This window comes from Vibrio sp. ZF57 (assembly GCF_001691235.1).
Taxonomy (GTDB): domain Bacteria; phylum Pseudomonadota; class Gammaproteobacteria; order Enterobacterales; family Vibrionaceae; genus Vibrio; species Vibrio crassostreae_C.
Genome location: NZ_MAKD01000097.1, coordinates 102,002 through 128,423, shown reverse-complemented (window position 1 = coordinate 128,423; position 26,422 = coordinate 102,002). Strand labels below are relative to the sequence as shown.

Here is a 26,422-nt window from a genome sequence, read left to right as displayed (position 1 = left end):
AGCGCAATTACAGGGAGGCTCAGTAAGTTTGCTTTAAACTTACTCAGTCTCCCTTTTCTTTAGATCAATCAAAATGCTATGCTTCACTTGTAATCAAATCAGTCATCCATTGATGGAGGCTTCACACCTTACTTGTTGAAGAGGGAAACATGCTGTCCTTTCTATTTCGTTCTATTTCCCTTGGACTCGTTTCAGCGGCGCTTATTCTTCTCGCCTTCCCGAGCTTAAGACCAGCGATTGTCGCTGACGTCACTAGCCCTAAAGTCGATAATATTGGCTCTCTTCAGATTTCATTTAACCAAGCAGTTCGCCGCGCGGCGCCTGCAGTGGTTAACATTTATAGCCGTAAATACGCTGAAAGCGATCGAAACAAACTGCTCACACAAGGTTTGGGCTCTGGGGTGATTGTTAGCGAGAAAGGCTACATCATTACCAACTTCCATGTGGTGGCTCAAGCAGACCAAATAGTTGTGGCACTTCAAGATGGCCGAGTAGCAGCTGCGCAACTTGTCGGTTCAGACAAACGCACCGATATCGCGATACTTAGAGTCAGCGGTGATAATCTACCGGTGATCCCACTCAATCCTAATTACAAAGCCAATGTCGGTGATGTTGTACTGGCTATCGGTAACCCATACAACCTAGGTCAAACAACAACCTTTGGTATCATCTCTGCAACCGGCCGTTCTTCGATCAGTGCCGATGGCCATCAAGCCTTTATCCAGACCGATGCGGCAATCAATGAAGGTAACTCAGGTGGCGCACTGGTGAACTCACAAGGTGAGCTAGTCGGTATCAATACCGCCTCTTTCCAGCAAGCTACCGACATGGAAACCTATGGGATCTCATTCGCTATCCCCTATCCGCTTGCTAATAAAATCATGGAAAAGATCATCGCCGATGGTCGTGTGATTCGTGGCTATATTGGTATCGATGGACAAGACATCAACTCAGTCACCTCACGCATGTTGGGTACTAAGAATATCGGCGGGATCGTTGTGTTGGGGATAGACCCTAATGGTCCGGCTGCCGATGCGGGTTTTGAAGCTCAAGACATTATTGTCAGTATCAACGATAACCAAGTAAATGGTCGCCAGAGTGTAATGGACATCGTTACCGACCTGCGACCTGGTACAGTTATCGATGTGGGTATATTGCGCCAAGGTGAAAGCAAAACCTTAAAGGTGACCATCGCCGAAGATACTCGCCTGTAGAGCAAACTCTGTAAGCAATGATTCAAGCTGCTAATACACAAGTACAAAAAACCCAGCTCATAGGCTGGGTTTTCTTTTATCTAAAGATTGTTTCAAGTATCTCTACGATTCACTTTGCTCTTCGATATCGATGCGAGTCACTCGCTGTAGTCCTCTAGGCAGTAGACCACCACGACGACCACGTTCACCACGGAAGTTTTCAAGATCCGCAGGTTTCAAACCAAGCTTACGTTTACCGGCGTAGATAGTCAGCGTCGCATTCTCTGGGATAGCCATAAGATGTGAGACAAACTCTTCACGCTCTTTTGCTTTCGCAGAAGGGATGTTGATGATCTTGTTGCCTTTACCTTTGCTCAGCTGAGGGAGATCTTTAATCGGGAACAACAACATACGACCTTGGTTAGTAATCGCCAGAATCTGATTACTGTCCAAGTCAGCAATAGGGCTTGGCATCATCACTTCAGAAGCTTGTGGCAAGTTAACCAAGGCTTTACCGCTCTTGTTCTTGGACAGCAGATCGCTACCCTTACAAACAAAACCATAACCTGCATCAGAACCGACTAACCATAATTGTTCATTCTCTCCCATCACCACTTGGCGAATAGAAGTACCTGGGCTGACGTTCAAGCGGCCTGTAATTGGCTCACCTTGGCTTCGCGCCGACGGTAATGAATGTGACTCAAGGGAGTAGCTTCGACCATCACTGCCGAGGAACACCGCTTGTTGGTTACTCTTACCCTTAGCACTCGCTAAGAATTTATCACCCGATTTGTAGTTCAAACCTTCAGCGTCAACTTCATGCCCCTTGGCATGACGAATCCAACCTTTCTCAGACAACACAACCGTGATTGGTTCGCTTGGTACTAAGTCGCGCTCTGTTAGCGCTTTCGCTTCAGCGCGCTCAATCAGAGGTGAACGACGATCATCGCCGTATTTATCCGCATCTGCTTGGATTTCTTTCTTGATCAGCGTATTCAAGCGACGCTCTGAACCGAGTAGCTTTTCAAGCTTCTCACGTTCAGCTTCAAGCTCTTCTTGTTCCGCTCGGATTTTAAACTCTTCTAACTTAGCTAAGTTACGAAGTTTAATATCAAGAATCGCATTGGCTTGAATTTCAGAAATGTTGAAACGGCTCATTAGGACAGGACATGGTTCGTCTTCTGTACGAATGATCTCAATCACTTCATCGATATTAAGATAAGCAGCAAGCAAACCTTCTAAGATGTGCAAGCGTGCCAGTACTTTATCTAAACGGTACTGCAAACGACGGCGAACCGTTGTGCGACGGAACTCGATCCACTCTTTCAGGATTTGAACTAAGCCTTTAACTTGAGGACGATTATCTAAACCAATCATGTTCAAGTTAACGCGGAAGTTTTTCTCTAGATCCGTCGACGCGAACAGGTGACTCATCAATTGGTCACAGTCGATACGATTCGAACGAGGAACGACAACGATACGCGTTGGGTTCTCGTGATCCGATTCATCTCGCAAGTCGTCAACCATTGGCAGCTTCTTAGCGCGCATCTGGTTAGCGATTTGCTCAAGTAACTTCGCACCTGACACTTGATGAGGTAAAGCCGTGATAACAATATCAGAGCCTTCCTTGTGCCAAACCGCGCGCATCTTGATGCTGCCACGTCCAGTACGGTAGATCTTTTCGATGTCCGATTTCGGGGAGATAATCTCAGCTTCAGTCGGGTAATCTGGACCTTGAATGAAACCCATCACGTCTGAAAGCTCAGACTTAGGCGTATCAATTAGGTGAATGGCTGCATTAGCGACTTCACGCACGTTGTGTGGTGGAATATCGGTCGCCATACCTACCGCGATACCTGTAATACCGTTAAGTAGGATGTGAGGTAGGCGAGCAGGCAACATTTGAGGCTCTTTCATCGTGCCATCAAAGTTTGGTTGCCAGTCAACAGTGCCTTGACCTAGTTCACCTAGAAGAACTTCAGCAAACTTAGATAATTTGGCTTCGGTATAACGCATCGCAGCGAACGATTTCGGATCATCAGGAGCACCCCAGTTACCTTGACCATCTACCAATGGGTAGCGGTAAGAGAAAGGCTGCGCCATCAATACCATCGCTTCGTAACAAGCAGAGTCACCATGTGGGTGATACTTACCTAATACGTCACCAACGGTACGTGCTGATTTTTTGTATTTCGATGCAGCCGATAAGCCTAGCTCAGACATCGCGTAGATAATACGACGCTGTACTGGCTTCAAGCCATCACCGATATACGGCAATGCACGATCCATGATCACGTACATTGAGTAATTTAAGTAGGCATCTTCGGTGAACTTGCGCATTGGCAGCTGTTCAACGCCATCATATGTAATTTCGTTAGACATCCATTATACCTCGGCCATATCACCGTTAGTCTGTAGCCATGTACGGCGATCATCTGCACGTTTCTTACCAAGCAGCATGTCCATCATCTCGTTGGTTGCTTCGCTGTCATCAATCGTTAACTGCACAAGGCGACGAGTGTTTGGATCCATGGTGGTTTCACGCAACTGAAGTGGGTTCATTTCACCCAGACCTTTGAATCGTTGCACGTTGATCTTGGCTTTCTTCTGCGATAGTCGCTCAAGCACACCGTCTTTCTCTGCGTCATCAAGTGCGTAGAACACTTCTTTACCGCAATCGATACGATACAGAGGAGGCATTGCCACATAGATATGACCCGCTTCAACTAATGCATGGAAATGGCGAGTAAACAGTGCACATAGCAGTGTCGCGATATGAAGACCATCCGAGTCCGCATCGGCAAGGATACAGATCTTACCGTAACGCAGGCCCGACAAGTCATCGTTATCAGGGTCGATACCCAGAGCAACCGAGATATCGTGTACTTCTTGTGAAGCCAAGACTTGGTCTGCTGACACTTCCCATGTATTTAGGATTTTACCACGCAGTGGCATTACCGCTTGGAACTCACGATCACGAGCTTGCTTAGCAGAACCACCCGCCGAATCCCCTTCCACGAAGAAGATTTCGGTGCGACTTAAATCTTGAACTGAGCAGTCAGTTAATTTACCCGGCAACGCTGGGCCAGATGCGATCTTTTTACGAACAACTTTCTTACTCGCGCGCATACGGCGGTGAGCATTGGCAATACAAGCTTCAGCCAATTGCTCTGCCAGTTGCGGTTTTTCATTCAACCATAGGCTGAAGGCATCTTTTACAACACCAGAAACAAACGCTGCGGTTTGACGAGAAGATAGACGCTCTTTTGTTTGACCAGCAAACTGCGGATCTTGCATCTTCACCGATAGTACGTATGAACAGCGATCGAAGATGTCATCACCCGTTAGCTTAACGCCACGTGGTAGTAGGTTACGGAATTCACAGAACTCACGCATTGCATCAAGCAAACCTTGACGAAGACCATTTACGTGCGTACCACCTTGCTTGGTTGGTACTAAGTTCACGTAACTCTCGGTGATCATATCACCGCCTTCTGGCTGCCAAATGATTGCCCAGTTAGCCATTTCCGTTTCAGCAACGAACTCACCAACATATGGGTCTTCAGGCAATAAGGTGTAACCTTTTACGCCCTCAGCTAGATAGTCTTTTAGACCATCTTCATAGAACCATTTATGCTCTTCACCACCAACTTTATCAACAAAGGTAATTTCTAAACCAGGGCAAAGTACCGCTTTTGCTCGTAGGTTATTGATAAGACGAAGTGTCGAAAATTTAGAGCTATCGAAATACTTTGGATCCGGCCAGAAATGCACCGTAGTACCAGTATTGCGGTGACCACAAGTTCCTGTCACTGTCAGGTCAGTAACAGCATGACCACCTTCAAGGGCGATCTCATGCACTTGACCATCACGACGAACCGTTACTTCAACACGTTTTGACAGCGCGTTTACGACCGAGATACCTACACCGTGCAAACCACCAGAAAACTTGTAGTTGTTGTTTGAGAATTTACCGCCAGAGTGGAGCTTAGTTAAAATCAGCTCAACACCTGAGATCCCTTTTTCAGGGTGGATATCAACAGGCATACCACGGCCATCATCGGTAACTTCTAACGATTGGTCAGCATGAAGCACAACTTTGATTTTCTTAGCGTGTCCCGCTAATGCTTCATCGACCGAGTTATCAATGACTTCTTGGGCAAGGTGGTTAGGTCTTTCTGTCTCGGTATACATTCCCGGGCGGTGTCGCACAGGGTCGAGACCTTCAAGTACCTCGAGGTCTTTTGCATTATATTGTTCAGTCATAATACGGAGTTTACTCAAAAAGTTTGCGTCAGTTCGCTGGCTCCAGTTTCACTAAAGCAGAATCATTACTATGAACCGTCATAGTAGAGCGAACGAGCGAAGTATTGGGGAATATAGTCTGGAAGCTGAGTAATGATGTCAAGCTAGTTCAAAAACTAAGACATCAAACTATGATATTTCACCATTGATAGATGAAATAACAGGCAAACAAGAGAAAATCACTTGGTTGGTGGAACAGATTAAAGATTTAGAAAGGTGATGATTTGTTGTGGGTAGCGTTCAAAATCAACAAAGCTATGATCCCCGCCCTCTTCTACTGTCTGTGTTGCACCTTGGTACTTCTCTACCGCTTGTCGGTAATCCAGAACTTCGTCTTCCGTTTGCTGAAGTAACCAGAAGTCGCTCGGCTTAGCGATAGCCGAAACCTCTAACGCCTTCAGTTCATCAATATGTTTTGTTTCCAGTACATATCGTTCATCTGTGTATGGGTTTACTTGTTCACCTAAATAGTCAGCAAGAAGCTCATACGGCTTCACTGCTGGGTTTACAACCACCGCTTTAAAACCATAGTGGCTATTCAGCCATGTTGAAAGATAGCCACCCAGCGAGCTACCGACCAACGCTATTTGATATTGCTCTTTGTATTGCTCCACCAGCTGCTGTAAATGAAGTGCCGCTTGTTGAGGGAAACTCGGCAGTTGAGGGGTTACGACTTTAATATCAGCGCGATGCTCCGCACAGTAATCTGCCATCACATTCGCTTTATGAGAACGTGATGAGCTGTTAAATCCGTGAATATAGAGAAGCAGCGATGGCTTATTAGCTTGTTGATTAGAGCCTGGCATCAATAACCGCCTTCATTAGTAACCAGCAGCCTTAAAATCAGGCAAGAACTGCCCATGAGGCAGACGACGAACTTGCGTGCTAACGGTACCGTCTTGATGTAATTCAATCTCTCTCCAGCCCGGAGACAAAGTATCAACCGCGAAGTCATCTGAGTTAGGTTTGAATTGCACACAAGTCGACGGTGTTGCCATGACTTGTACACCATGATGATCTCGGTTCATGTCTTGATGAACGTGACCACACAGTACGGCTTTAACATTGGTGTGCTGTTGAACCACATCCCAAAATTGATCGGCGTCTTTTAGGTTATGTTGATCTAACCATGCGCTGCCAACCAACAATGGATGGTGGTGCAATAGAACCAAGGTATTACGTTCAGGGAACTCCGTCAGCTTCTGTTCTAATAGGTCAAGCTGTTGATCGCTGAGGCGACCATGAGGCACACCAACCACCTGCGAGTCTAGCATCACCATCTGCCAGTTATCGCCTAGCAAGACATGCTCAACACACTGTATTTGTGGTGATGGTAAAACACTGCCCATATTAGGCTTAAAGTCATGGTTCCCTGGCAGCCAATAGCATGGCTTTTCCAAAGGCTGAATCCCTGACTCAAATTTCTGGTACGACTCAGCACTGTGATCTTGAGATATATCACCGGTTGCTAAAATCGCTTGATAGTCAAAGCCCTGACTAACAATGCCATCGACTACAGCACGAAAGCTATCTTGAGTGTTGATGCTTAATAAGCTGCCATTGCTCGGCGCAAATAAATGCGTGTCCGTTAGCTGCACAAGCTTAATAGTGCTCTCATCAAATTTTGAAGTGTGTGATAATTCCAAAATAACAAATCCAGATACGTTACTGTTTAGACTTTAAAAGTGTTGATAAATAGGCTCAATTAAAAGGCAATTGGGGTTCGGCTGATACCCGTTTTTAAACAAAACGTTAACCATTCCCCAAGAAATTTATTCAATTGAAATTTCTCGTCCTTTTGCAGAAGCTTAGTGTTGGGGTAGTCATATTTCGCTTTGACTCGCGAAAAATCCCCGCTAGCGCACACTTCTGCAACTCGAGCGTCGTGATATAGCCTGACAGACATTTTTGGCAAAGGAAACACTGGCATCGCATCACTCTGACATATATCTATTAATGTGGTGTATTTTGTGACCTCATTCACTGTCAATTGATACACCATATTAACGGCTTGGTAACAGCGAACGTCACCAACCTCATGCCCAACCGGTAACAAAGCGTTCAGTTTGGCATAGTTAGTCTCGTAAACTCGCATCAATTCAGCAAGATCAACATGATACGGTTTTTTGACCGCGATATTTGGCATGACGTTAATCTATCCACTCTGACTGTAATTCTTGGTAGTTCAATTGTAGCCACTGTAGCGCAATGATCGTGGCTCCATTTTCAAATACACCATCTTTTACCAACTGATAAGCAGCTTCGCGACTCATCACTTGTACACGAATGTCTTCACCTTCGTAGTCCAATCCGTGTACCCCTTTGGCTGTCGTTGCATCAACACAGCCAACAAAGACGTCGAGCTTTTCAGAGCAACCACCAGATGAAGGATAATACGAAGTAATAGGCAATACAGATCCGACTTCGACTCCGGCTTCTTCCATTGCTTCACGACGAGCGACGTCTTGTGGCGATTCGTCCGTATCAATGATCCCAGCAACAATTTCGTATTGCCATGGGTTCTCATGCTCTAGGGCTCCGACACGGATCTGTTCGACGATCACCACTTCATCACGCACAGGATCATAAGGTAGCAAAGCGGCAGCATGTCCACGCTCAAACATCTCACGCTCTATTGGTTGGCTCCAGCCTCCCTCAAATAGTCTATGTTTAAATGTGTACTTGACCATTTTGAAAAAACCACGAAACAGCGTCTCTTTTGAGACTATTTCCACATCTTGAGGAGTAAACTCGTGTCGTTGATTATCATACTGTTGCATTTGGTACCTCACTAAGTGATCTTTATAGTTTACTCATTGTCCGAGTTAACTACCAAGGATAAGGTTCAACTTTTTGTATAAATTTTATAATTAAAGTTAAGTTTTAAAAAATAAATATTGCACAAGTGGACAGTTAAATGTAAAAAAGTGCAAAGTTTCGAGTAAATTACCATCAAACTGGGTTAAACTCTTTCAGAGAAAATTCTATTAAAGGCAGGAATAGGAAAATGAAAAAACTGCTTCCACTATTTATCAGTGCAGCAATTGGCAGCCTGAGTTCGTCAGCTTTCGCTGATACGCTAGCTGAAGTTTACGACCAAGCAAAACAGAACGATCCACAACTTCTTCGTTCAGCAGCGCAGCGCGATGCCGCTTTTGAAGCAGTAACGTCAAGCCGTAGTGATTTGCTACCACAAATTAACCTAACAGCGAACTACGACATTAACCGTGGTGACAGAGATACTTCTGGTTCAGGTAGCTCAAGTATTGATAATAACACTTGGGGAGCAGCGATCGGCTTCACTCAAGAACTTTATCAACGCTCTTCATGGATCTCGTTAGATACAGCAGAGAAAACCGCTCGTCAGGCTGATTCAGCGTATGCAGCAGAGCAACAAGCTTTGATCCTGCGTGTAGCAACAGCATACTTCGAAGTACTGCGTGCTCAAGATAACCTAGAGTTCGTTCGTGCAGAAAAAGCAGCGGTTGCTCGCCAACTAGAGCAAACAAAACAGCGCTTTGAAGTAGGTCTTTCAGCAATCACCGATGTACATGATGCGCAAGCTCAATACGATGCTGTTTTAGCTGATGAAGTTTTAGCAGAGAACACTCTGATTAATAACTACGAAGGTCTACGTGAGATTACAGGTCAAGAACACTCTAACCTAAGCATCCTAGACACTGACCGTTTCTCAGCAAGCAAATCTTCTGAGTCTGCGATTGCACTGGTTGAACAAGCAGAGCAAAAGAACCTTAGTCTACTTGCTGCTCGTATCTCTCAAGACGTAGCAAAAGATAACATCTCTCTAGCAAGCTCTGGTCATCTACCTAGCCTAACTCTTGATGGTAGTTACGCTCTTACAGATCAATCAAACAGCTCAACTGATTATGATCAAGATAACCTAAACCTAGGCTTGAACTTAGTGGTACCTCTATATACGGGTGGTAGCACAACTTCTTTGACTAAACAGGCTGAATACAACTACGTTGCAGCAAGTGAAGATCTAGAAGCAACTTACCGTAGCGTTGTAAAAGACGTACGTGCCTTCAACAACAACATCACAGCTTCTATTGGTGCTCTACGCGCTTACGAACAGTCTGTTGTTTCAGCTCAGTCTGCTCTAGAAGCAACAGAAGCTGGTTTTGATGTGGGTACTCGTACTATCGTTGACGTACTAGATTCGACTCGCCGTCTATATGATGCGAACAAAAACCTTTCAGATGCTCGTTACAACTACATCCTAAGTGTTCTTCAGCTTCGTCAAGCGGTTGGTACACTAAGCGAACAAGACATCGTTGATGTAAACGCAGGTCTAAAAGTAGCAAGCAAGTAATTCTTAAATCCTAGTTAAAGACTCTAATCAAAGTCTTTAATAAAGCGACTAGATTACCGTTACAAAAATGCCGCTCATTGAGCGGCATTTTTATTATCTATCAAAAGTTAGATTTACAATCTGACTATGAGCTTGAGGCTAAAGGTTTTATACTCGAAGGCGAAGGGTTAACCTCGACCACCTTTAATCGCTTTGATAATTTCAGTTGTAGAGCAACCATCTTCAAAGTTAAGTACTTTAACTTCGCCACCAGCCGCAATCACTTCCGCACCGCCAGCAATATCTTCAGGTTTATAATCCCCACCTTTCACCAAAATGCTTGGCAATACTTCAGAGATCAAACGTTGAGGCGTATCTTCAGAAAACGGAACAACCCAATCAACCGCACCTAAACCAGCCAATACCGCCATACGACGATCAGTTGGGTTCACAGGGCGACCAGGGCCTTTCAAGCGTTTCACTGATTCATCGGTATTTACCGCAACGATCAAACGATCGCCCAGCTCAGCCGCGTGATTCATGTAAGAAACATGACCAGCATGTAGAATATCAAAGCAGCCATTGGTCATAACTACCTTCTCGCCTTTCGCACGAGCACGCTTCACCGCTTCAACCAGAGCCGCTTCTGAGATCACACCGTAGTCTGTGTCTTGACTGCCGTGAATCGCTTCAGCTAGCTCTATCGTGGATAACGTTGACGTACCTAGCTTACCAACAACGACACCAGCTGCAGCGTTCGCTAATGCACACGCCTCATCCAATGGCTTACCAGCTGCAACAGACGCAGCCAGTACTGAGATAACCGTATCACCAGCACCAGTTACGTCGTACACTTCTTTCGCTTGAGTCGGCAAGTGGAATGGTTCCAAACCTTTGCGAAGCAAAGTCATACCATGTTCGCTGCGCGTTACCAACAAAGCCTCGAAATCAAACTCTTCGATTAACGCGAGTCCTTTTTCGATCATTTCTTCTTCAGATTTTACTTTGCCCGCAACCAACTCGAACTCAGCCATGTTTGGCGTAAGCAAAGTCGCACCACGGTAACGCTCAAAGTCTGCGCCTTTCGGGTCGATAAACACAGGAACTTTTGCTGCGCGCGCTTTTTGGATAAAGCTCTGCACGTGCTCCAACGCACCTTTTGCGTAATCAGATAGAATTACCGAGCGCACGTTAGGGAGCGCTTGCTCCATACGAGACAAAACAAGCTCAGGATCCGTATTCTCGAATTTGTCTTCAAAATCAAGGCGAATGAGCTGCTGACCACGACTCATCACTCGCAGTTTAGTAATGGTTGGGTAGTCTTCCAACTCAACGAAATCACATTTAACCTTTAGTGCGCCTAAGGTATTTTTTAACACCTCAGCAGGCTCATCTTTACCGGTCAAACCAACGATATGAGCATGGCCACCAAGAGAAGCAATATTCATTGCTACGTTGGCTGCACCACCAGGACGCTCTTCGTTATTTTCTACTTTTACAACGGGTACAGGCGCTTCTGGTGAAATACGGCCAGTTGGGCCATACCAGTAACGGTCAAGCATTACGTCACCGACAACAAGAACGCCTGATTGGCTGTAGTCAGGTAGAATTGGTTTCATTATGGATCTCCAAAAATCGAATCTGGCTAGAGTCTAGCACACTGATTACAGAGGCTAAACTATAGATAAATGAGTAAAAGCCTATCAAGATAGGTACATCCGTCATTACTGTATGACTGGGTTATGCTTCCATCCACTGCTTCCATGCTTGAACAACATGTTCTCTTTCCATTTCAAACTTTTCAATCGCCACATCCGCATCAAGATTAAGTAGATTACGGTGGTGGATTTCATCTCTTAATGTTGTATAAGCATGGGTTAATGCCATGCCTTGCTGCTCGTCCATAATCCCTTGTGACAACAAGCTTTCGAAGATTCGTACATTGTCACACCAACGAGTAAGCTTTGGCTTCTCATTGCTGTATCTAAGCACTAAGTATTGCGCCAAGAACTCAATATCAGTAATACCGCCCGCATCTTGTTTAAGCATGAATCGATCGGCTTTTTTACCGCCTAAATGGCCACGCATTTTTTCACGCATATCCACAACTGACTTTTTGAGTGTTGCCTCATCCCGTGGCAAGCACAAAACCTCATGCCTAGTTTTGTTAAACGCAGATACCAATAAGTCATCACCGTAAATCATACGAGCACGAGTGAGGGCCTGGTGCTCCCATGTCCACGCGTCATTGTGCTGATACTCGTCAAAGGCATCGGTTGGACTCACCAATAGACCAGATGCACCAGAAGGGCGTAGGCGAGTATCGACTTCGTACAAAATGCCAGAAGCAGTTCTGGTCGAGAAAATATGAATAATACGCTGCGCTAATCTTAAGTAGAATTGGCGTCCATCGATCTCTTTCTTTCCATCAGTATAGATGTGTACCGGGCAGTCGTGCATGAACACGATATCGAGATCGGAGTTATAACCAAGCTCCCAACCACCGACTTTGCCATAACCAACGACAGCAAAACCGCGACCTTCGCGATCTTTAACATGGGTCGGTTCACCAAACTTGGCGGATACTTGTAACCAAGCTTGATTGACCCCCGCCTCCACAATGGCTTCTGCTAAGTAGGTCAGGTGATCACTGACCTTCATGACAGGTAGAGCACCCGCAATATCCGCGGCTGCAATTCTCAATATACAGGTCTGCTTAAACTGACGCAGACCTTCCATCTGTTGCTCCATATCATCTTCAGGGATACGGGCTAGATAATCACGCAACTCGGTCTTGTAAGACTCTAAAGGCACGGGATTGTAGAGTTGCTGAGGGTCGATAAGTTCATCTAACAGAATTGGATAACGACCCAACTGCTCCGAAATCATCGGGCTTGCCGTACACAGGCGAACTAGCTGAGTCAACGCGGCAGGGTGTTCATCTAGTAGTTCAAGGTAAGTGGTACGCGTAACGATTTTATGCAGCAGATGCAGTACTCGCGACAAACCAAACTCGGCATCCTTAGCGGTGTACAGCGCTTGAAACACTTTCGGCATCAGTCGATTGAGGACTTCCCGCCCACGAGGGCCAAGAGTCTTTTTAGCCAAATCGGCTTTAAACTGAATGATCGTTTTCGCCGCATCAGGCGGGCTCGCGACCGCAATGTCGTGTTCCAACACGTGCTCAATTACATCGGGTTTATGGGCCATATCCCACAACTCGCTAAAGTGGCTCGCGATCGGATTAGCGTCATCTTCATCAACGCCAATTAGGTCTTCGAACACGGTATGTACATTCGCCATATGGGCGCGAGTTGCCTCAATCAAGCTATCCCAATCGGAAAATTGCATGGCAACCGCAAGCTGCAGTTGTTCGAATTCACCGTCAGGTAAGGTTTGAGTTTGCTTATCAGCCATGGCTTGTAACAGGTTCTCAAGGCGACGCAAAAACAGATAAGCTTCACGTAGGTGCCCCACCTCTTCAGACTCTAGCAGATGAAGGGATTCAATCGCACTTAAGGTTTCGAGTAACCCTCGACCGCGTAAGCTAGGCTCGCGTCCACCACGAATCAATTGGAAGACTTGTGCGATAAACTCAACTTCACGAATACCACCAGAGCCAAGCTTGATGTTGTTCGAGAGACCACGACGACGCACTTCGCTGCTGATCATAGACTTCATTCGGCGCAGAGATTGAATCGCACTAAAATCAATATAACGGCGGAACACAAACGGGCGTAGCATTTGGCGAAGCTCTTGATACTCAGGGTACATCTCACTGCCCATCACACGCGCTTTGACCATAGCGTAGCGTTCCCAATCGCGACCTTGTTCTTGATAGTAATCTTCTAGCGCAGCGTAACTCATGACCAGTGGACCACTCTCACCGAATGGACGCAGGCGCATGTCTACTCGATAACAGAATCCATCGAAGGTTTGCTGATCAAGCGCCTTAATAATACGTTGCCCGAGACGTGTAAAGAACTGCGCATTGGCAATGCTGCGTCTTGCACCTTGGGTTTCACCATTCTCTGGGTAGGTGAAGATCAGATCGATATCGGAAGAGAAGTTAAGCTCACCGCCCCCTAGCTTGCCCATACCAATGATCAACATCGGCTGTGCTTCGCCTTGTTCATTACAAGGTGTGCCCCACTCTTTACAACAAATATCGTACTGCCATTGGTAGGTTTCGAAGATCATCGCCTCAGCCAACATCGATAGATGATTTAGGCTCTGCTCTAGCTCCCACGAACCCATAAAATCACGCCAAGCAATGTAGGTCATTTCTCGATTTCGGAATTGACGCAGCACGCGCTGACCGCTCATTTCATCGGTGCAACTAGAAAGTAATTCAGCCAAGCGTTCTCGGTATCCTTCAGCGCGTTCTTCGCATGCCAACATATTAGGTAAGTCACCACATAAAACCGTATCACGCTGCAGGCAATCACCAATAAAACAGCTTAAACCGAGTACACGTTTAAGATCTTCAGTCAGTGGCTCAGACCAAGTATTGATGGCTTCACTTTGATGCTCTAATAATTGCTCAAAAGCAGACTGGGAGTGAGTGATGAGTTGAGAAGGCAATGGCATGTTTCTTCCTTGTATAAGCTGCGCGCCGAACAATCGGTTTATCGATTCAGTTCTTCAATAACGAGTTTTCATAACTAAAGATAAGTTATACCAAAGTTACGCCAATAAAAAACGCCCACATTAGCAATGTGGGCGTTTTATCGATTAACTTATCTGGTTGAGCTTACAACCGAGAAACAGTCTCTGGGAATTAGCCTTTGACGGATGAAGATTGGGTGCTGAGGACTAAACCTTAAATTGCTTAATCTTACCGTCGAGTTCTTGCGCGTTACTTTCCATAAGCTGAGAGGTCTCGAGCAGTTCACCAACCACCACAACTGAAGCTTCAACAAGCTCGCGTACATTGGTCAGGTTGACGCTCATCTCTTCAGCAACACTGCTCTGTTGGCCTGCAGCGGTCGCGATCTGGAAGTTCATATCATTGATTTGATTGACTTGGCTTACAATGCCGTCAAGCTCACTTCCCGCGTTAGTCACCAGATCAACACCTTCAGCCGCTTCAACAACACTCTTCTCCATCAGTTCTACCGCAGAGTTAGCGCTGCTTTGTAGATGACTGATCATGTCTTGAATCTCTACCGTCGCTTGCTGAGTGCGCTGTGCAAGGTTACGAACCTCATCAGCAACAACCGCAAAACCACGACCCGCTTCACCGGCACGTGCCGCTTCAATTGCAGCGTTCAATGCTAGTAGGTTTGTCTGTTCTGAAATGCCTTGGATAGTACCAACCACACTGCCAATTGAGTCAACGCGTTCTTCTACTTGGTTTACCGCTGCTGCAGATGCTGCGATATCTGAAGATAACTCACTCATCTTAGACACTGATCCTTGAACGAACTTCTGACCAGTAAGAGCTTGGCCTGATGCCTGTTCAGTCAATGACGAAGCGCTTTGTGCATGCTCAGCGACAGTTTGCACCGTCGACGTCATCTCACTCATTGCTGTTGCCAGTTGATCGATCTCGTTGAACTCTTCTTGAGCTGACTCTTTGGTTTCAGACATGCTGATGGTCATCACTTCCGTCAGAGCAAACAGCTCATCAGAAGAGGCCACCTGAGTTTTGATCATGTCGTTCAATTGGACGCGAGTTTTTTCAAGTTCGCGTGCCACATCGCCGTATTCATCTTTACAGTCCATTTGAATCGGCACTGAAAAGTTCTTATCTGCCATGGTTTTAATGGCGTCATTAAGGTATTGAGTCTGGCGCAGCATAACGCGCGCCGCTGCTAACAGAAGAACCACAAACACAATGATCATCAAGGCTGTTTGCCAAGCCACTTGAACTAGGTAAGTCTCGTAATGCTGTTGTGCGACTTGCGCATTGTTCGTTACAGCAAGCAATGAATCGTAAAACGTACTTGCATCCCATAGCTGCTTCGAAATGATCAAGATAGTGCTGAATATCATCAACATGACCATTTTTGGAACGAGACGAACGTCAGAGATTATCCTTTCCCACGGCTTGAATGACAGTTTAGTCATTGTCAGTTCTCCATTAATTCTTATATATTGATGGCTTCTATATCCGCGAGGTGGCTATGTCAGTCAAAGTTCGCGATTTATTTTGAGCCTCGTATGAATGTTGAATAATACCAAAGACGCCACCAAGCCGATGAGCTTATTGTCACTGATTCTCTCTTTCTTAGCGTTATTTGTGATCTCAGGCTTATTGTTCGTACCGATCGATAAAGAATCGAAACAAGTCCTTATCGGCCTCGATTTTATAATCTGTAGTGTTTTTCTTTTTCAGCTCACAATTGATCTATTTAGATCACAAAACAAAAAAGAATTTCTAAAAGTACACTGGATCGATTTCTTAGCAAGTATCCCAATGATCGAGCCTCTTCGTTTCGCCCGTATTTTTCAAATTCTGCGAGTCATCTTAGTTCTGCGTTCAAGTAAACGTATTTTCAGAGAGTTATTTCGTAATAGGAAAGAGACCACTTTCGCTTCCATCATTCTGCTTTTGGTGATCTTACTGACTATCGGTGCTGGCACGATCCTGCTATTGGAACACAAAGATCCGAACGCCAACATCACTACAGGTCATGATGCTTTATGGTGGGCGTTTGTGACCATCAGTACTGTGGGTTATGGCGACCATTACCCAGTGACAACTTCCGGTCAGTTAGTGGCTTCAATGGTGATCATCTGTGGTGTCGGTGTGTTTGGTATGATTTCAGGCTTGATTACTTCTTTGATCACCTCCCCAACTCATCATGAGAATCAACAAGCGGAAAACAAAGAGAAACACCTTGAGAAGATCATCGAGCAGCAACAGAAAATCTTAGAGCGACTCGAAAAACTTGAGCAACAAACAAAAAAATAGGGCCGGAGCCCTATTTTCAAATTCATACTTCTATTGATACAGGTATCGAGTTTAGTCTTGCCAGTATGGCTCAACCTCAACACTGATTTGGCGTGTCTGTTCCATCGCATGCAGAATGGACACTTCTTGACGAGCTAACCAACGCTCTAGCTGAAGCTTCTCATCGCCTTCCAGCTTCTCAGTCAAAGGCTCTAATGTTTTAAGTGCCAGCAAGTCATCAATGCCTTGCACCATATCGGCCCAAGGTAAACGGAAACTGTTTCGCTCAGCGTCATCATACAAACTCGCGAAACCAACACCAGAATATAGGTTTCGCATCAAACGGTATTGCTGCTCAATATACGCTTGGCTGGTCATCACTCGCTCTGGCGGGAAAGCTTCCATCAAGTCTGCCCATGTGCGATCGAGTTGCTGCACGGAAAACCATTCGATACCACGAGCCATTTGCTCACGCGCTTTCTCATCTAAGAAAGGCTGCCAGCCACGAGACAAGATCCAACGGCTCAAATCTAACAATAAACCGGTGTAACGAGCAGAGCTCAGCAAGGTAAGCAGATCTTCACGATCTGGCAGTTGCTCTTGCATCTCTTTAAGCTCAGCGACTAAGAACTTACGCGCATCGAGTTTACGTAGTACATGGCCTTTATCTTCCAGCAAGTCTTCGAAGTGATCATAGCTTTTCAGCCAGTCGAGCTCTTGCTCAAGCCACTTCAACTCTTGACGTAAAATAGCACTCGCACGTCTAGGGACAATGCCACCATAAATGGTGAAAGTCTGGCGGATAAAGCTCAGTGAATGACTGATCTCATGTAGCGCTTCAATCGATTGACGCTCAGTGAAAATCTGCTCGTGATAGTGCCAATGAGCGAGAGCATGCTCTAAAGATTGAATGAAACACGATTCAACGGTATCACTTTTGTCAGTATCAACTAAGGTCAAAGGAGTGACTTCATCTCCTTGATAACCTTGAGCAAGGCGGTAACCCTTAGCTGCTTTACTTAGGTTACCCAAACGCATGCCACCTTGTTCGCAGAATTGGCGAGACAATGTAAATAGCGCATCCGTTTGACCGGATTTAAGTTCCAATTCGACTTCGCAAATCGGTTCTTGCAGGTCGCCTGATTCAACAAAGCCTTGATCGAATGCGACCTCGACTTGGCTACCATCAGGCATACCAATCAACCACTGCTCACGCGTGAAGTTGGTAGAGAACAGAGGAGTCAGCTCAGCTTGCAACGTTTCGATGTCTTTACCTGCTGGCCAGATATCCTCTGGGTGCAGGGCTAACTTAGGTTCGTTGCTGTCGTGTTCTGCATTGTATTCAGGCCTTTGATGCAGGCCAGCAACCACACGACCAGCAGTCTTTACGGTTTGTACAAATACGTCATCAAAGCGTCGAATGCGTAAGCCTGTATCGTGCTTACGTAGCCAGTTGTCAGCGGTGTCAAAGTAGATGTTACCTAGCTCACGACAACTGTGCTGAAGTACTTTAGTTTCAGCAATTTTATTGCGTAAAGTCTCTGAAAATTCAGGAGAAACAAAAAACTTCAGTTCTATCTCGGTTTCCATAGTTATACCTTTCTGTGAAGATAGGGACAGGATATTGCCAATTTGAAAAGTCGGCAAGTCAGAAATATCGCCCTTATGATGATCTAAAACAGTTTTAATGAGAGATTGATTAGGTTAACATGCGCGACTTTGTAGCCATCGCTTAACATTTCACCATGAATATGGTGTATGTTGTTTTAAGGTTATTATTTATTAGGTTGGATGACCATGCCAGTAAATACAATTATGGGGTTATTTGCAAAGTCCCCAATTAAACCTTTGCAGCGTCACGTAGTATGCGTGAACGAATGTTGTTCTCACCTAGTTAATTTCTTTGAAGTTTCTTCAAAAGGTGACTGGGAAAAAGCATCAGAAATTCGAGCTCAAATTTCTCACCTTGAGAAAGAAGCTGACGTACTAAAACGTGAAATTCGCCTTAAACTTCCTCGTGGTTTGTTTATGCCAGTTGATCGCACCGATATGTTGGAGCTATTAACTCAACAAGACAAACTCGCAAACCTAGCGAAAGACATTGCTGGCCGTGTATATGGTCGTCAACTTGTCATTCCTGCTCCTATGCAAGAAAACTTCATCGCTTACGTTAAACGTTGTCTAGATGCAGCGAACCAAGCACAAAACGTAATCAATGAATTAGACGAATTACTTGAGACTGGCTTTAAAGGCCGTGAAGTAACACTCGTTGCCGAAATGATTCATCAATTAGATGTAATTGAAGATGACACGGATGCGATGCAGATCGAACTACGCCAACAACTAATGGCAATTGAAGGCGATCTGAATCCAGTTGATATCATGTTCTTATACAAAATTCTTGAATGGGTTGGTGGTATTGCAGATCAAGCACAGCGTGTAGGCGCTCGTCTTGAAGTAATGCTTTCTCGATCTTAAATCATACGTTAACCATATAACGAAGAGCATTTTTTGAACAAACCACTTATGCGCTGAGTATTCCTCTCGCTGAGCGGTTTTTTGCGTCTAAATTTGTTCCGCTTGTTATCAAACAACTAGGTATTACGATGGATATCCTTGCTAACTACGGCACTGTCCTGATTATTGTTGCAGCAGCTTTCGGTTTCTTGATGGCTATTGGTATTGGTGCAAATGACGTTGCGAACGCAATGGGCACCTCTGTAGGCTCTAAAGCTTTAACCGTTAAACAAGCGATCATTATCGCAATGATCTTTGAATTCGCAGGTGCTTACCTTGCGGGCGGCGAAGTAACAGACACGATCCGTAAAGGTGTTATCGAAACGTCTCTATTCGCTCATCAACCAGATGTACTTGTGTACGGCATGATGTCAGCACTTCTTGCTGCGGGTACATGGCTACTTCTCGCTTCTTACATGGGCTGGCCGGTTTCTACGACTCACTCAATCATCGGTGCAATCATCGGCTTCGCTTGTGTGTCTGTAGGTACTGAAGCGGTAGACTGGAACAGCGTTCAAGGCATTGTGGGCAGTTGGATTATCACACCGGTTATTTCCGGTTTCTTCGCTTACGTCATATTTGTAAGTGCTCAACGACTGATTTTTGATACAGAGAACCCGCTATTTAACGCGAAACGCTTTGTACCGGTATACATGTTCATTACAACAATGGTAATTGCACTTGTAACCATCAAGAAAGGCCTTAAGCACGTTGGTCTTCACCTAAGCAACACTGAAGCATGGGTTTGGGCTGCTGGCGTTTCTGCGCTTGTAATGATCGGCGGTTACCTATACATCCAGAAGAAATTCGCTAACCGCGAAGAAGACCACGGCTTTGCAGGTGTTGAAGGCATCTTCTCTGTACTCATGGTTATCACAGCTTGTGCGATGGCATTTGCACACGGTTCAAACGACGTTGCGAACGCGATTGGTCCACTGTCTGCTGTTGTATCAACCGTTGAGCACATGGGTGAAATCACAGGTAAGAGTACTATCGCATGGTGGATTCTTCCTCTAGGTGGATTCGGTATCGTTGTTGGTCTTGCAACAATGGGTCATAAAGTAATGGCAACCGTTGGTACTGGTATTACAGAACTAACACCAAGCCGTGGCTTTGCTGCACAACTTGCAACTGCATGTACGGTTGTACTAGCTTCAGGTACTGGCCTTCCAATCTCTACTACACAAACACTCGTTGGTGCTGTTTTAGGTGTTGGTTTTGCTCGTGGTATCGCAGCACTAAACTTAGGCGTTGTACGTAATATCGTGGCTTCTTGGATTGTGACACTACCTGCAGGTGCTCTACTTGCTGTTGTGTTCTTCTACGGAATTCAAGCTGCGTTTACTATGTAATCGCGACTGCGTTAGTGAATACTAGCGTCAGAACAGTGTGAGCTTCAGTAACGATATGTAAATGCCATGTCATTATTGACTCAAACGCACAGAAAGGGAGGCTTTGCCTCCCTTCTTTGTTGCACCGCATAAAGAAACTAAATATTATTTGCTGATTGAGGCTGACTCATACGCCTACCCAATTTGAATCGTTAAGGGATTTACTGTGAAAAAACTGATTAGCTTAGTTTTGTTCGCAATGCTTGCGGCTCCAGCTGCCTTTGCACAAGACCGTTATATTGCTGACAAACTATTTACTTATATGCATTCTGGCCCAAACAACACATTCCGTATCATCGGTAGTGTTGATGCTGGTGAAAAGATTACATTCCTACAAACTAACAAGAGTACGGGTTACACCCAAATTCAAGACAACCGTGGCCGTAAAGGTTGGGTTGAAAGCAAGTTTGTAAGCACTCAAGAAAGCATGGCACTGCGTATGCCTAAGCTAGAGAAAGAGCTGACGGAAGTTAAAGGCAAGCTAGCGAATGCTCGTCAGAGTGCTGACAGCGAAAAAGCTGGCCTAGCAAGCTCTCTAGATTCTCGTAACAAGCAGATTGCTGAACTAGAACAGAACTACAGTGAAATTAGCCAACAGCTAACGAGTTCTCAAACAGAGAACCGTGAACTGCGCGCTAAGCTAGACACTCAAAAAGACGACCTACTATTGAAGTACTTCATGTACGGTGGTGGTGTTGCGGGTATTGGTCTACTTCTAGGCCTTGTTCTGCCACACATCATGCCTCGTCGCAGAAAATCACCAAACGGTTGGGCGTAGACTTAACGCTTGTATCAGGTACAGTAAATTCAGTATCGAATATCAAAAAGGAGCACCGAGGTGCTCCTTTTTATTTGTCTGTTATCTAAATACGTATAGAAATCGCTAACCTTTCCACTCGTACAGAGCCGGGATTTCTATCTTCTGCTGATTGAACTCTATGATCACTGATTGTGGCTTAATCTCTAGTAATTGAATGTCTTGTCCAATCCAATCTCCTTGCGCCACTTCTTGGCCGTTCACTTTTACCCAACGTTTGGTCTCGCTGCTCGAGTACATATGAGTTTGTAGGTCTAACTTAGGAAGGACTCCTGATAAGCTATTGGTGTGCGTTTCCAACTCAATAACCTGAGAGCCTCTTTGCCCTGCGGGTCTAGAGTCCATCGGCTCAGGAGTGCTTTGTTGCTCCCCCATAATGGATTCAAGCTTCAATGCCAAATCAGGTGGCAACTCACTGAGGTCTAGCCCTTGCAGCAGATCACTGTCCGATTGTAAGTCACTATTTGATTGCTGATCAGTGCTTGATTGCAGAGCAGTCGTTTCATCACTCGCGCCTGGCTGAACGGATGACGATTCAGAACTGGCTGTCATTTGAGTGTTGTTATCAGCATTAGCGAAGATCACTGCTGAGCCACCAGCGGTGTTTGCACGATTAGCGCCAGAATCAATCTGTGCATACATCTCTTGGCGTGGCAATGCTTTCAACGGTTGGCTCGCCGGTGCAGGGCGAACGGTGAACAAGGCATCTTCTTCCTCAGACACGGCATCCATGCTTGCTATATCAGCATCCGCAATTTCAGGCTCAATGTCTGATTCAGTTTTAAATTCTGGCAGAGCGACATTGGCAGCTTGGTTCACGGCTTCTTGTTGTTGGATATACGATTGATAAGCCAAGACGCCACCCACCAACAAAGAAGGAACCAAGATTAAGAGTAGCCCCATCGCTAACGATGAACCTCGCTTGTTGCTCATCCCTTTTGCAGAATTAGGAACATGATGATTCTGGTAGCCTTTGAAGCTTGGTTTGCTAAGAGAGTGCTGATTAATAGAAGATGGCTTGTGAGACGGCTGTTTAAGTTCGTGCATAATACGTGACATTAGCTTTCGCCCCCTTCTAGTGACATCAGCTTAGGCGAATCGAGTTGAGCTAATCTCTGCAATCTTGCTAAGGTGCGCTTACCTGCAATGCCATCAACAGACATACCTTGCCACGTTTGAAATGCTTCGATTTTCATTTTTAACTCATAATCAAATACATCACTACCGGAAACAACCTCTCCTAATACTTCAGAAAGCAGTAGATCAAGCAAAGCAACCGCTTCACCTTGATAGCCCTCTTTAAGGGTCTCTCGCAGCGGCTGCTTCCAAATAGCGACGTAATCGCCTTGCCAGATTTGCTCTAAGGATTGCTTCGGCATCACCAACAGCTTTTCATTAACCAGCAACTCGACAGAATCCTTAGACACGCCATACAGCACAGCAAACACTGGTTTTTGGTCTATGTCGAGATTAAGTACCACAGGAACACCAAGTTCTAACAAGGTATCCAAACTGGCCTGCTGCTGCTCACACACAAAAACACTTTGTGGCTCACTTAAGCACAATCCATCACGCAGTGAAGATTGATATCCCCACAGCGTATACAAGTCTTTGATAGCGAGAGAACGATTGGTCCCCTGCATCAAATGTTGTTGAATGTGTTGTGGCAATTCAAACTTGGCAGGTTTTGGCTCAGCAACCAACTTAGGAACATCTGATACCAAAGAACGCTGAGTACGTGCTAACACTTCCGTCTTTGCTCCATTTGATGCATCCGTAGGCAACCAAGCATTGATATAGCTTGGAGCGAAGTTAAAGGTCGCTATTGCAAGACCAACGCTTAACGTCGCAATCCCTGCGTCTTGGAATAACTTAGGCGCGACACGAGAAGTTAGAGCTTTCTCGACGTGATACACATCGGCCTGAAAGGACATAACCTGCTGACACGCTCGGTTAACCGTTTCATTGCTCGGTAGCTGCTCACCGTCATGAAAAGCCAACTGCAGTGCTTTATCACACACCAAGTTAATGAGCCTTGGAATACCATGCGTATATTGAGCAATCAGCTTGATAGAACGGTTCGAAAACAACATCTGCTCGCCACCCGCCGTCTCCAAACGAAACGCGATGTACTTGCCCGTTTCTTCGGTATTAAGAGGCAGTAAGTGATAACGACCAGTAATGCGCTGTGCTAGCTGACGTAGCTGCGTGGTTTGTAAGTGCTGTTGTAATTCCGGCTGGCCGACCAACAGTACTTTTAACAGCTTACGATTGTCGGTTTCCAAGTTTGTTAGAAGGCGTAACTGCTCCAACACATCGGCAGCGAGGTGTTGGGCTTCATCGATCACCAATAGGGTTTGAATGCCTTCGGCATGGCTATCAAGTAGAAAATAATGAATAGCCTGACTGAGCTGTTTCAACGATGCTTGTTCTGGGTACTCGACCTCAAACTCATCGCAGATAGCTTCTAGTAAATCCGTATTTGAAAACGTAGGGTTAAGTATAAGGCCAGCCTGAGTATGACTATCCAATGAAGACAACATCGCCTTAGCGACCGTTGTTTTCCCTGTACCAACCTCACCAGTAAGCATCGCAAAGCCCCCACCCTCGCCTAAACCGGCTTGTAGGTTCTGCATCGCTTCTTGATGGCGCTGACTCAAAAACAAGTAGCGAGAATTTGGTACAATCGAAAATGGCATCTCAACGAAGCCAAAATATTCCTTATACATGTGCTGCCCTATAATTACGATTAATGGAAAGTACCATTGCTTGCAGTAAAGTCCAGCAGTGATAAAACATTTCGAGGTGATAAGTTGCAAATTTACGATAGCCTACCAAAAGACAACGGGCTACAACGCTATCTAGTCGGTGGAGCAGTGCGCGATAAGCTGCTCAATATTGATAGTTATGATAGAGATTGGGTCGTGGTAGGGAGTACCCCTCAAGAGATGGAAAACCTTGGCTTTACTGCTGTGGGAAAAGATTTCCCGGTATTCTTGCACCCAAAAACCAAAGAAGAGCACGCACTGGCTCGCACTGAGAGAAAATCAGGCTCTGGTTACACAGGCTTCGAATGTTACTTCGCGCCAGACGTGAGTTTGGAAGAAGACCTGATGCGTCGAGATCTGACCATCAACTCTATAGCTCAAGATGATAAAGGCCAACTTCACGATCCTTATCATGGCCAGAAAGATCTCTCGGATCGTATCTTAAGACACGTTTCAGACGCTTTTGTTGAAGACCCTCTTCGTGTACTGCGTGTGGCTCGCTTCGCCGCCAAGCTTCACCATCTTAACTTCACGGTTGCACCTGAAACCATGGATATGATGAGTGAGATCGTCCAATCTGGTGAGCTGGCACACCTTACTGCAGAGCGAGTTTGGCAAGAGTGGCATAAGTCTCTTAGTACACCGCACCCTGAAGTGTTCCTCTCTGTATTGAAAGAGTGTGGTGCATTGGCAGTCGTATTACCTGAGATTGACGCTCTATTTGGCGTCCCTCAACCTGAAAAATGGCACCCTGAAATCGACACGGGTATTCACACTCTGATGGTTGCTCAGCAAGCCGCACTATTAAGCCCATCGCTACCGGTACGCTTTGCAGCTCAAGTGCATGACTTAGGTAAAGGCGTCACACCACAAGCTGAATGGCCAAGCCATAAAATGCACTGCCACACAGGTGTTAAGATAATCAAGAAACTGTGTGAGCGAGTGAGAGTGCCCAATGAGTTCAGAGACCTTGCGTTGTTAGTGTGCGAGCAACATTCTAATATCCACCGCGCAGGCGAGCTCAAACCAACCACCTTTCTCAAGGTTATCAACAAGTTCGATGTTTGGCGTAAGCCAGATAGGCTCGACGATATACTACTTTGCTGCCAGGCCGACCACGCAGGCCGAAAAGGATTAGAAGATCAGCCTTATCCTCAAAAAGCGCGCTTTGAAGTCGCCTACCAAGCGGCGCTTCAAGTCGAAGTTAAGGCGATTATTGCCGATGGCTTTAAAGGTAAAGATATTCGAGAAGAACAAGAGAAACGCAGAGCCATCGCAATTGAAAACGCTCTATCAGAACTTGCTAGCAGTTAATCGTCACCGCACTAACTAAAACGTATTAAAAAGCCCGCAGTTAAGCGGGCCTTTTGTTTCAATTCTTACAGCGAGACCGTTGCCTGTGTCTGTTACTGCATCATTAAGAAAGCAAACAGACCACAACCTAGAATCAGTCGGTAGATAACGAACGGTGTCATGCCCATACGAGAGATAAGCTTCAAGAAGAAGTGAATACAGATGTAAGCACTGATGAAAGACACCGCAACACCCGTTAGCAAAGTGCCAACATGGATTGGGTCACCGCTTGTCACCAACTTAAGACCTAAATAACCACCAGCCAGAGTGATGATTGGGATAGACATCAAGAAAGAGAATCGAGCCGCTGCTTCACGTGTGAAACCAAGGTAAAGCGCCGCGGTAATGGTTGCGCCAGAACGAGACGTGCCCGGAATGATCGCCATTGCTTGAGCAAGACCAATAAACAGCGCCTTTTTCCAACCCGCTTGGTATTCGTCATCGCGCAGGCTTGAGTTCTTGTCCACCCACCATAGCAATAGACCAAAGATAACCGTTGTCGTCGCGATCACCCACGCACTGCGTAAGTAAAGCTCAACAATATCTTTCATCAACAAGCCAAAGATACACGCAGGAATCGTCGCGAGAATGATCATCCACGCTAACTTCGCTTCTTTACTGCGATCGCCTTTAAACACTGAACCAAAGAATGCGCTCAACAGAGAGACCACTTCTTTACGGAAATAGATAACAACAGCTGCCAAAGTACCAACGTGGACAGCGACATCAAAGGCCAAACCTTGATCTTCCCAGCCTAAAACAGCAGAAGGAAGGATTAGGTGTGCAGAACTGGAAATAGGTAAAAACTCTGTAAAGCCTTGCACCAACGCCAATATAAACGCTTCAAAATAACTCATTACTTACCTTA

The 26,422-nt window shown here is 45.6% G+C and carries 20 protein-coding genes; 7 read left to right on the top strand and 13 right to left on the bottom strand.

What is annotated here, in order from left to right:
- Positions 1-149: 149 nt before the first annotated feature.
- Complete coding sequence (gene degS / locus A6D97_RS14865; RefSeq protein WP_017061430.1) at positions 150-1,214, top strand: outer membrane-stress sensor serine endopeptidase DegS; 1,065 nt, start codon at positions 150-152, stop codon at positions 1,212-1,214.
- Positions 1,215-1,316: 102 nt separating this feature from the next.
- Here the strand turns inward: degS and parC are convergent, their stop codons facing one another.
- The 6 genes from parC to nudF form a co-directional block, all read right to left on the bottom strand.
- The gene (gene parC / locus A6D97_RS14860) at positions 1,317-3,575 is read right to left on the bottom strand and encodes a DNA topoisomerase IV subunit A (protein WP_017067236.1); all 2,259 of its coding nucleotides are present in this window, start codon (positions 3,573-3,575) and stop codon (positions 1,317-1,319) included.
- 3 nt (positions 3,576-3,578) lie between these two features.
- Positions 3,579-5,459, bottom strand: a complete 1,881-nt coding sequence (gene parE / locus A6D97_RS14855) for a DNA topoisomerase IV subunit B (protein ID WP_065584705.1) — start codon at positions 5,457-5,459, stop codon at positions 3,579-3,581.
- Between the two features lie 239 nt (positions 5,460-5,698).
- Complete coding sequence (yqiA, locus tag A6D97_RS14850; protein ID WP_017061427.1) at positions 5,699-6,304, bottom strand: esterase YqiA; 606 nt, start codon at positions 6,302-6,304, stop codon at positions 5,699-5,701.
- A 15-nt stretch (positions 6,305-6,319) separates the two neighbouring features.
- Positions 6,320-7,144, bottom strand: a complete 825-nt coding sequence (gene cpdA / locus A6D97_RS14845; protein ID WP_017061426.1) for a 3',5'-cyclic-AMP phosphodiesterase — start codon at positions 7,142-7,144, stop codon at positions 6,320-6,322.
- Between the two features lie 59 nt (positions 7,145-7,203).
- Complete coding sequence (locus A6D97_RS14840; RefSeq protein WP_008222561.1) at positions 7,204-7,644, bottom strand: DUF1249 family protein; 441 nt, start codon at positions 7,642-7,644, stop codon at positions 7,204-7,206.
- 4 nt (positions 7,645-7,648) lie between these two features.
- Positions 7,649-8,278, bottom strand: a complete 630-nt coding sequence (gene nudF, locus A6D97_RS14835; protein WP_017061425.1) for an ADP-ribose diphosphatase — start codon at positions 8,276-8,278, stop codon at positions 7,649-7,651.
- A gap of 227 nt (positions 8,279-8,505) precedes the next feature.
- Between nudF and tolC the strand changes: the two genes are divergently transcribed.
- Positions 8,506-9,831 (top strand): outer membrane channel protein TolC, encoded by a 1,326-nt coding sequence (gene tolC / locus A6D97_RS14830; protein WP_017062911.1) that lies wholly within the window; start codon positions 8,506-8,508, stop codon positions 9,829-9,831.
- A gap of 167 nt (positions 9,832-9,998) precedes the next feature.
- Here tolC and hldE read toward each other — a convergent pair whose 3' ends face one another.
- The 3 genes from hldE to A6D97_RS14815 all read right to left on the bottom strand — a co-directional run bounded on the left by hldE (position 9,999) and on the right by A6D97_RS14815 (position 15,882).
- Positions 9,999-11,429: a bifunctional D-glycero-beta-D-manno-heptose-7-phosphate kinase/D-glycero-beta-D-manno-heptose 1-phosphate adenylyltransferase HldE gene (gene hldE, locus A6D97_RS14825; RefSeq protein ID WP_050649505.1), complete on the bottom strand. Its 1,431-nt coding sequence runs from the start codon at positions 11,427-11,429 to the stop codon at positions 9,999-10,001.
- 121 nt (positions 11,430-11,550) lie between these two features.
- Positions 11,551-14,400 carry a bifunctional [glutamate--ammonia ligase]-adenylyl-L-tyrosine phosphorylase/[glutamate--ammonia-ligase] adenylyltransferase gene (gene glnE, locus A6D97_RS14820; RefSeq protein WP_065584704.1) on the bottom strand — a complete coding sequence of 950 codons (2,850 nt, stop codon included), beginning with the start codon at positions 14,398-14,400 and terminating at the stop codon, positions 11,551-11,553.
- 225 nt (positions 14,401-14,625) lie between these two features.
- A complete protein-coding gene (locus tag A6D97_RS14815) occupies positions 14,626-15,882 on the bottom strand; it encodes a methyl-accepting chemotaxis protein (protein ID WP_065584703.1) in 1,257 nt (418 codons plus the stop codon).
- Between the two features lie 97 nt (positions 15,883-15,979).
- Here A6D97_RS14815 and A6D97_RS14810 point away from each other — a divergent pair, with 97 nt between their 5' ends.
- A complete protein-coding gene (locus A6D97_RS14810) occupies positions 15,980-16,729 on the top strand; it encodes a potassium channel family protein (RefSeq protein WP_065584702.1) in 750 nt (249 codons plus the stop codon).
- Positions 16,730-16,780: 51 nt separating this feature from the next.
- On the opposite strand, the gene A6D97_RS14805 is transcribed toward A6D97_RS14810, so the two are convergent.
- On the bottom strand, positions 16,781-18,298 hold the full coding sequence (locus A6D97_RS14805; protein WP_065584701.1) for an inorganic triphosphatase: 1,518 nt from the start codon (positions 18,296-18,298) through the stop codon (positions 16,781-16,783).
- 207 nt (positions 18,299-18,505) lie between these two features.
- Here A6D97_RS14805 and A6D97_RS14800 point away from each other — a divergent pair, with 207 nt between their 5' ends.
- The 3 genes from A6D97_RS14800 (at position 18,506) to A6D97_RS14790 (ending at position 21,394) form a co-directional block, all read left to right on the top strand.
- On the top strand, positions 18,506-19,186 hold the full coding sequence (locus A6D97_RS14800; RefSeq protein ID WP_010434644.1) for a TIGR00153 family protein: 681 nt from the start codon (positions 18,506-18,508) through the stop codon (positions 19,184-19,186).
- A gap of 128 nt (positions 19,187-19,314) precedes the next feature.
- Positions 19,315-20,577 carry an inorganic phosphate transporter gene (locus tag A6D97_RS14795; RefSeq protein ID WP_017062916.1) on the top strand — a complete coding sequence of 421 codons (1,263 nt, stop codon included), beginning with the start codon at positions 19,315-19,317 and terminating at the stop codon, positions 20,575-20,577.
- A 205-nt stretch (positions 20,578-20,782) separates the two neighbouring features.
- Entirely contained in the window at positions 20,783-21,394 is a 612-nt protein-coding gene (locus A6D97_RS14790; protein ID WP_017062917.1) for a TIGR04211 family SH3 domain-containing protein, read from the top strand.
- Between the two features lie 105 nt (positions 21,395-21,499).
- Here A6D97_RS14790 and A6D97_RS14785 read toward each other — a convergent pair whose 3' ends face one another.
- Both A6D97_RS14785 and A6D97_RS14780 read right to left on the bottom strand, forming a co-directional pair.
- On the bottom strand, positions 21,500-22,492 hold the full coding sequence (locus A6D97_RS14785) for a general secretion pathway protein GspB (protein ID WP_017062918.1): 993 nt from the start codon (positions 22,490-22,492) through the stop codon (positions 21,500-21,502).
- Positions 22,492-24,162, bottom strand: coding sequence for an ExeA family protein (locus A6D97_RS14780; RefSeq protein ID WP_206208216.1), 1,671 nt, complete (start codon positions 24,160-24,162; stop codon positions 22,492-22,494). Before A6D97_RS14780 ends, A6D97_RS14785 begins: the two co-directional genes overlap by 1 nt.
- A 36-nt stretch (positions 24,163-24,198) precedes the next feature.
- On the opposite strand from A6D97_RS14780, the gene A6D97_RS14775 reads away from it, so the two are divergent.
- The gene (locus A6D97_RS14775; protein WP_065584700.1) at positions 24,199-25,515 is read left to right on the top strand and encodes a multifunctional CCA addition/repair protein; all 1,317 of its coding nucleotides are present in this window, start codon (positions 24,199-24,201) and stop codon (positions 25,513-25,515) included.
- 92 nt (positions 25,516-25,607) lie between these two features.
- Here A6D97_RS14775 and A6D97_RS14770 read toward each other — a convergent pair whose 3' ends face one another.
- Positions 25,608-26,411: an undecaprenyl-diphosphate phosphatase gene (locus A6D97_RS14770; RefSeq protein ID WP_065584699.1), complete on the bottom strand. Its 804-nt coding sequence runs from the start codon at positions 26,409-26,411 to the stop codon at positions 25,608-25,610.
- Between the last annotated feature and the right edge of the window lie 11 nt (positions 26,412-26,422).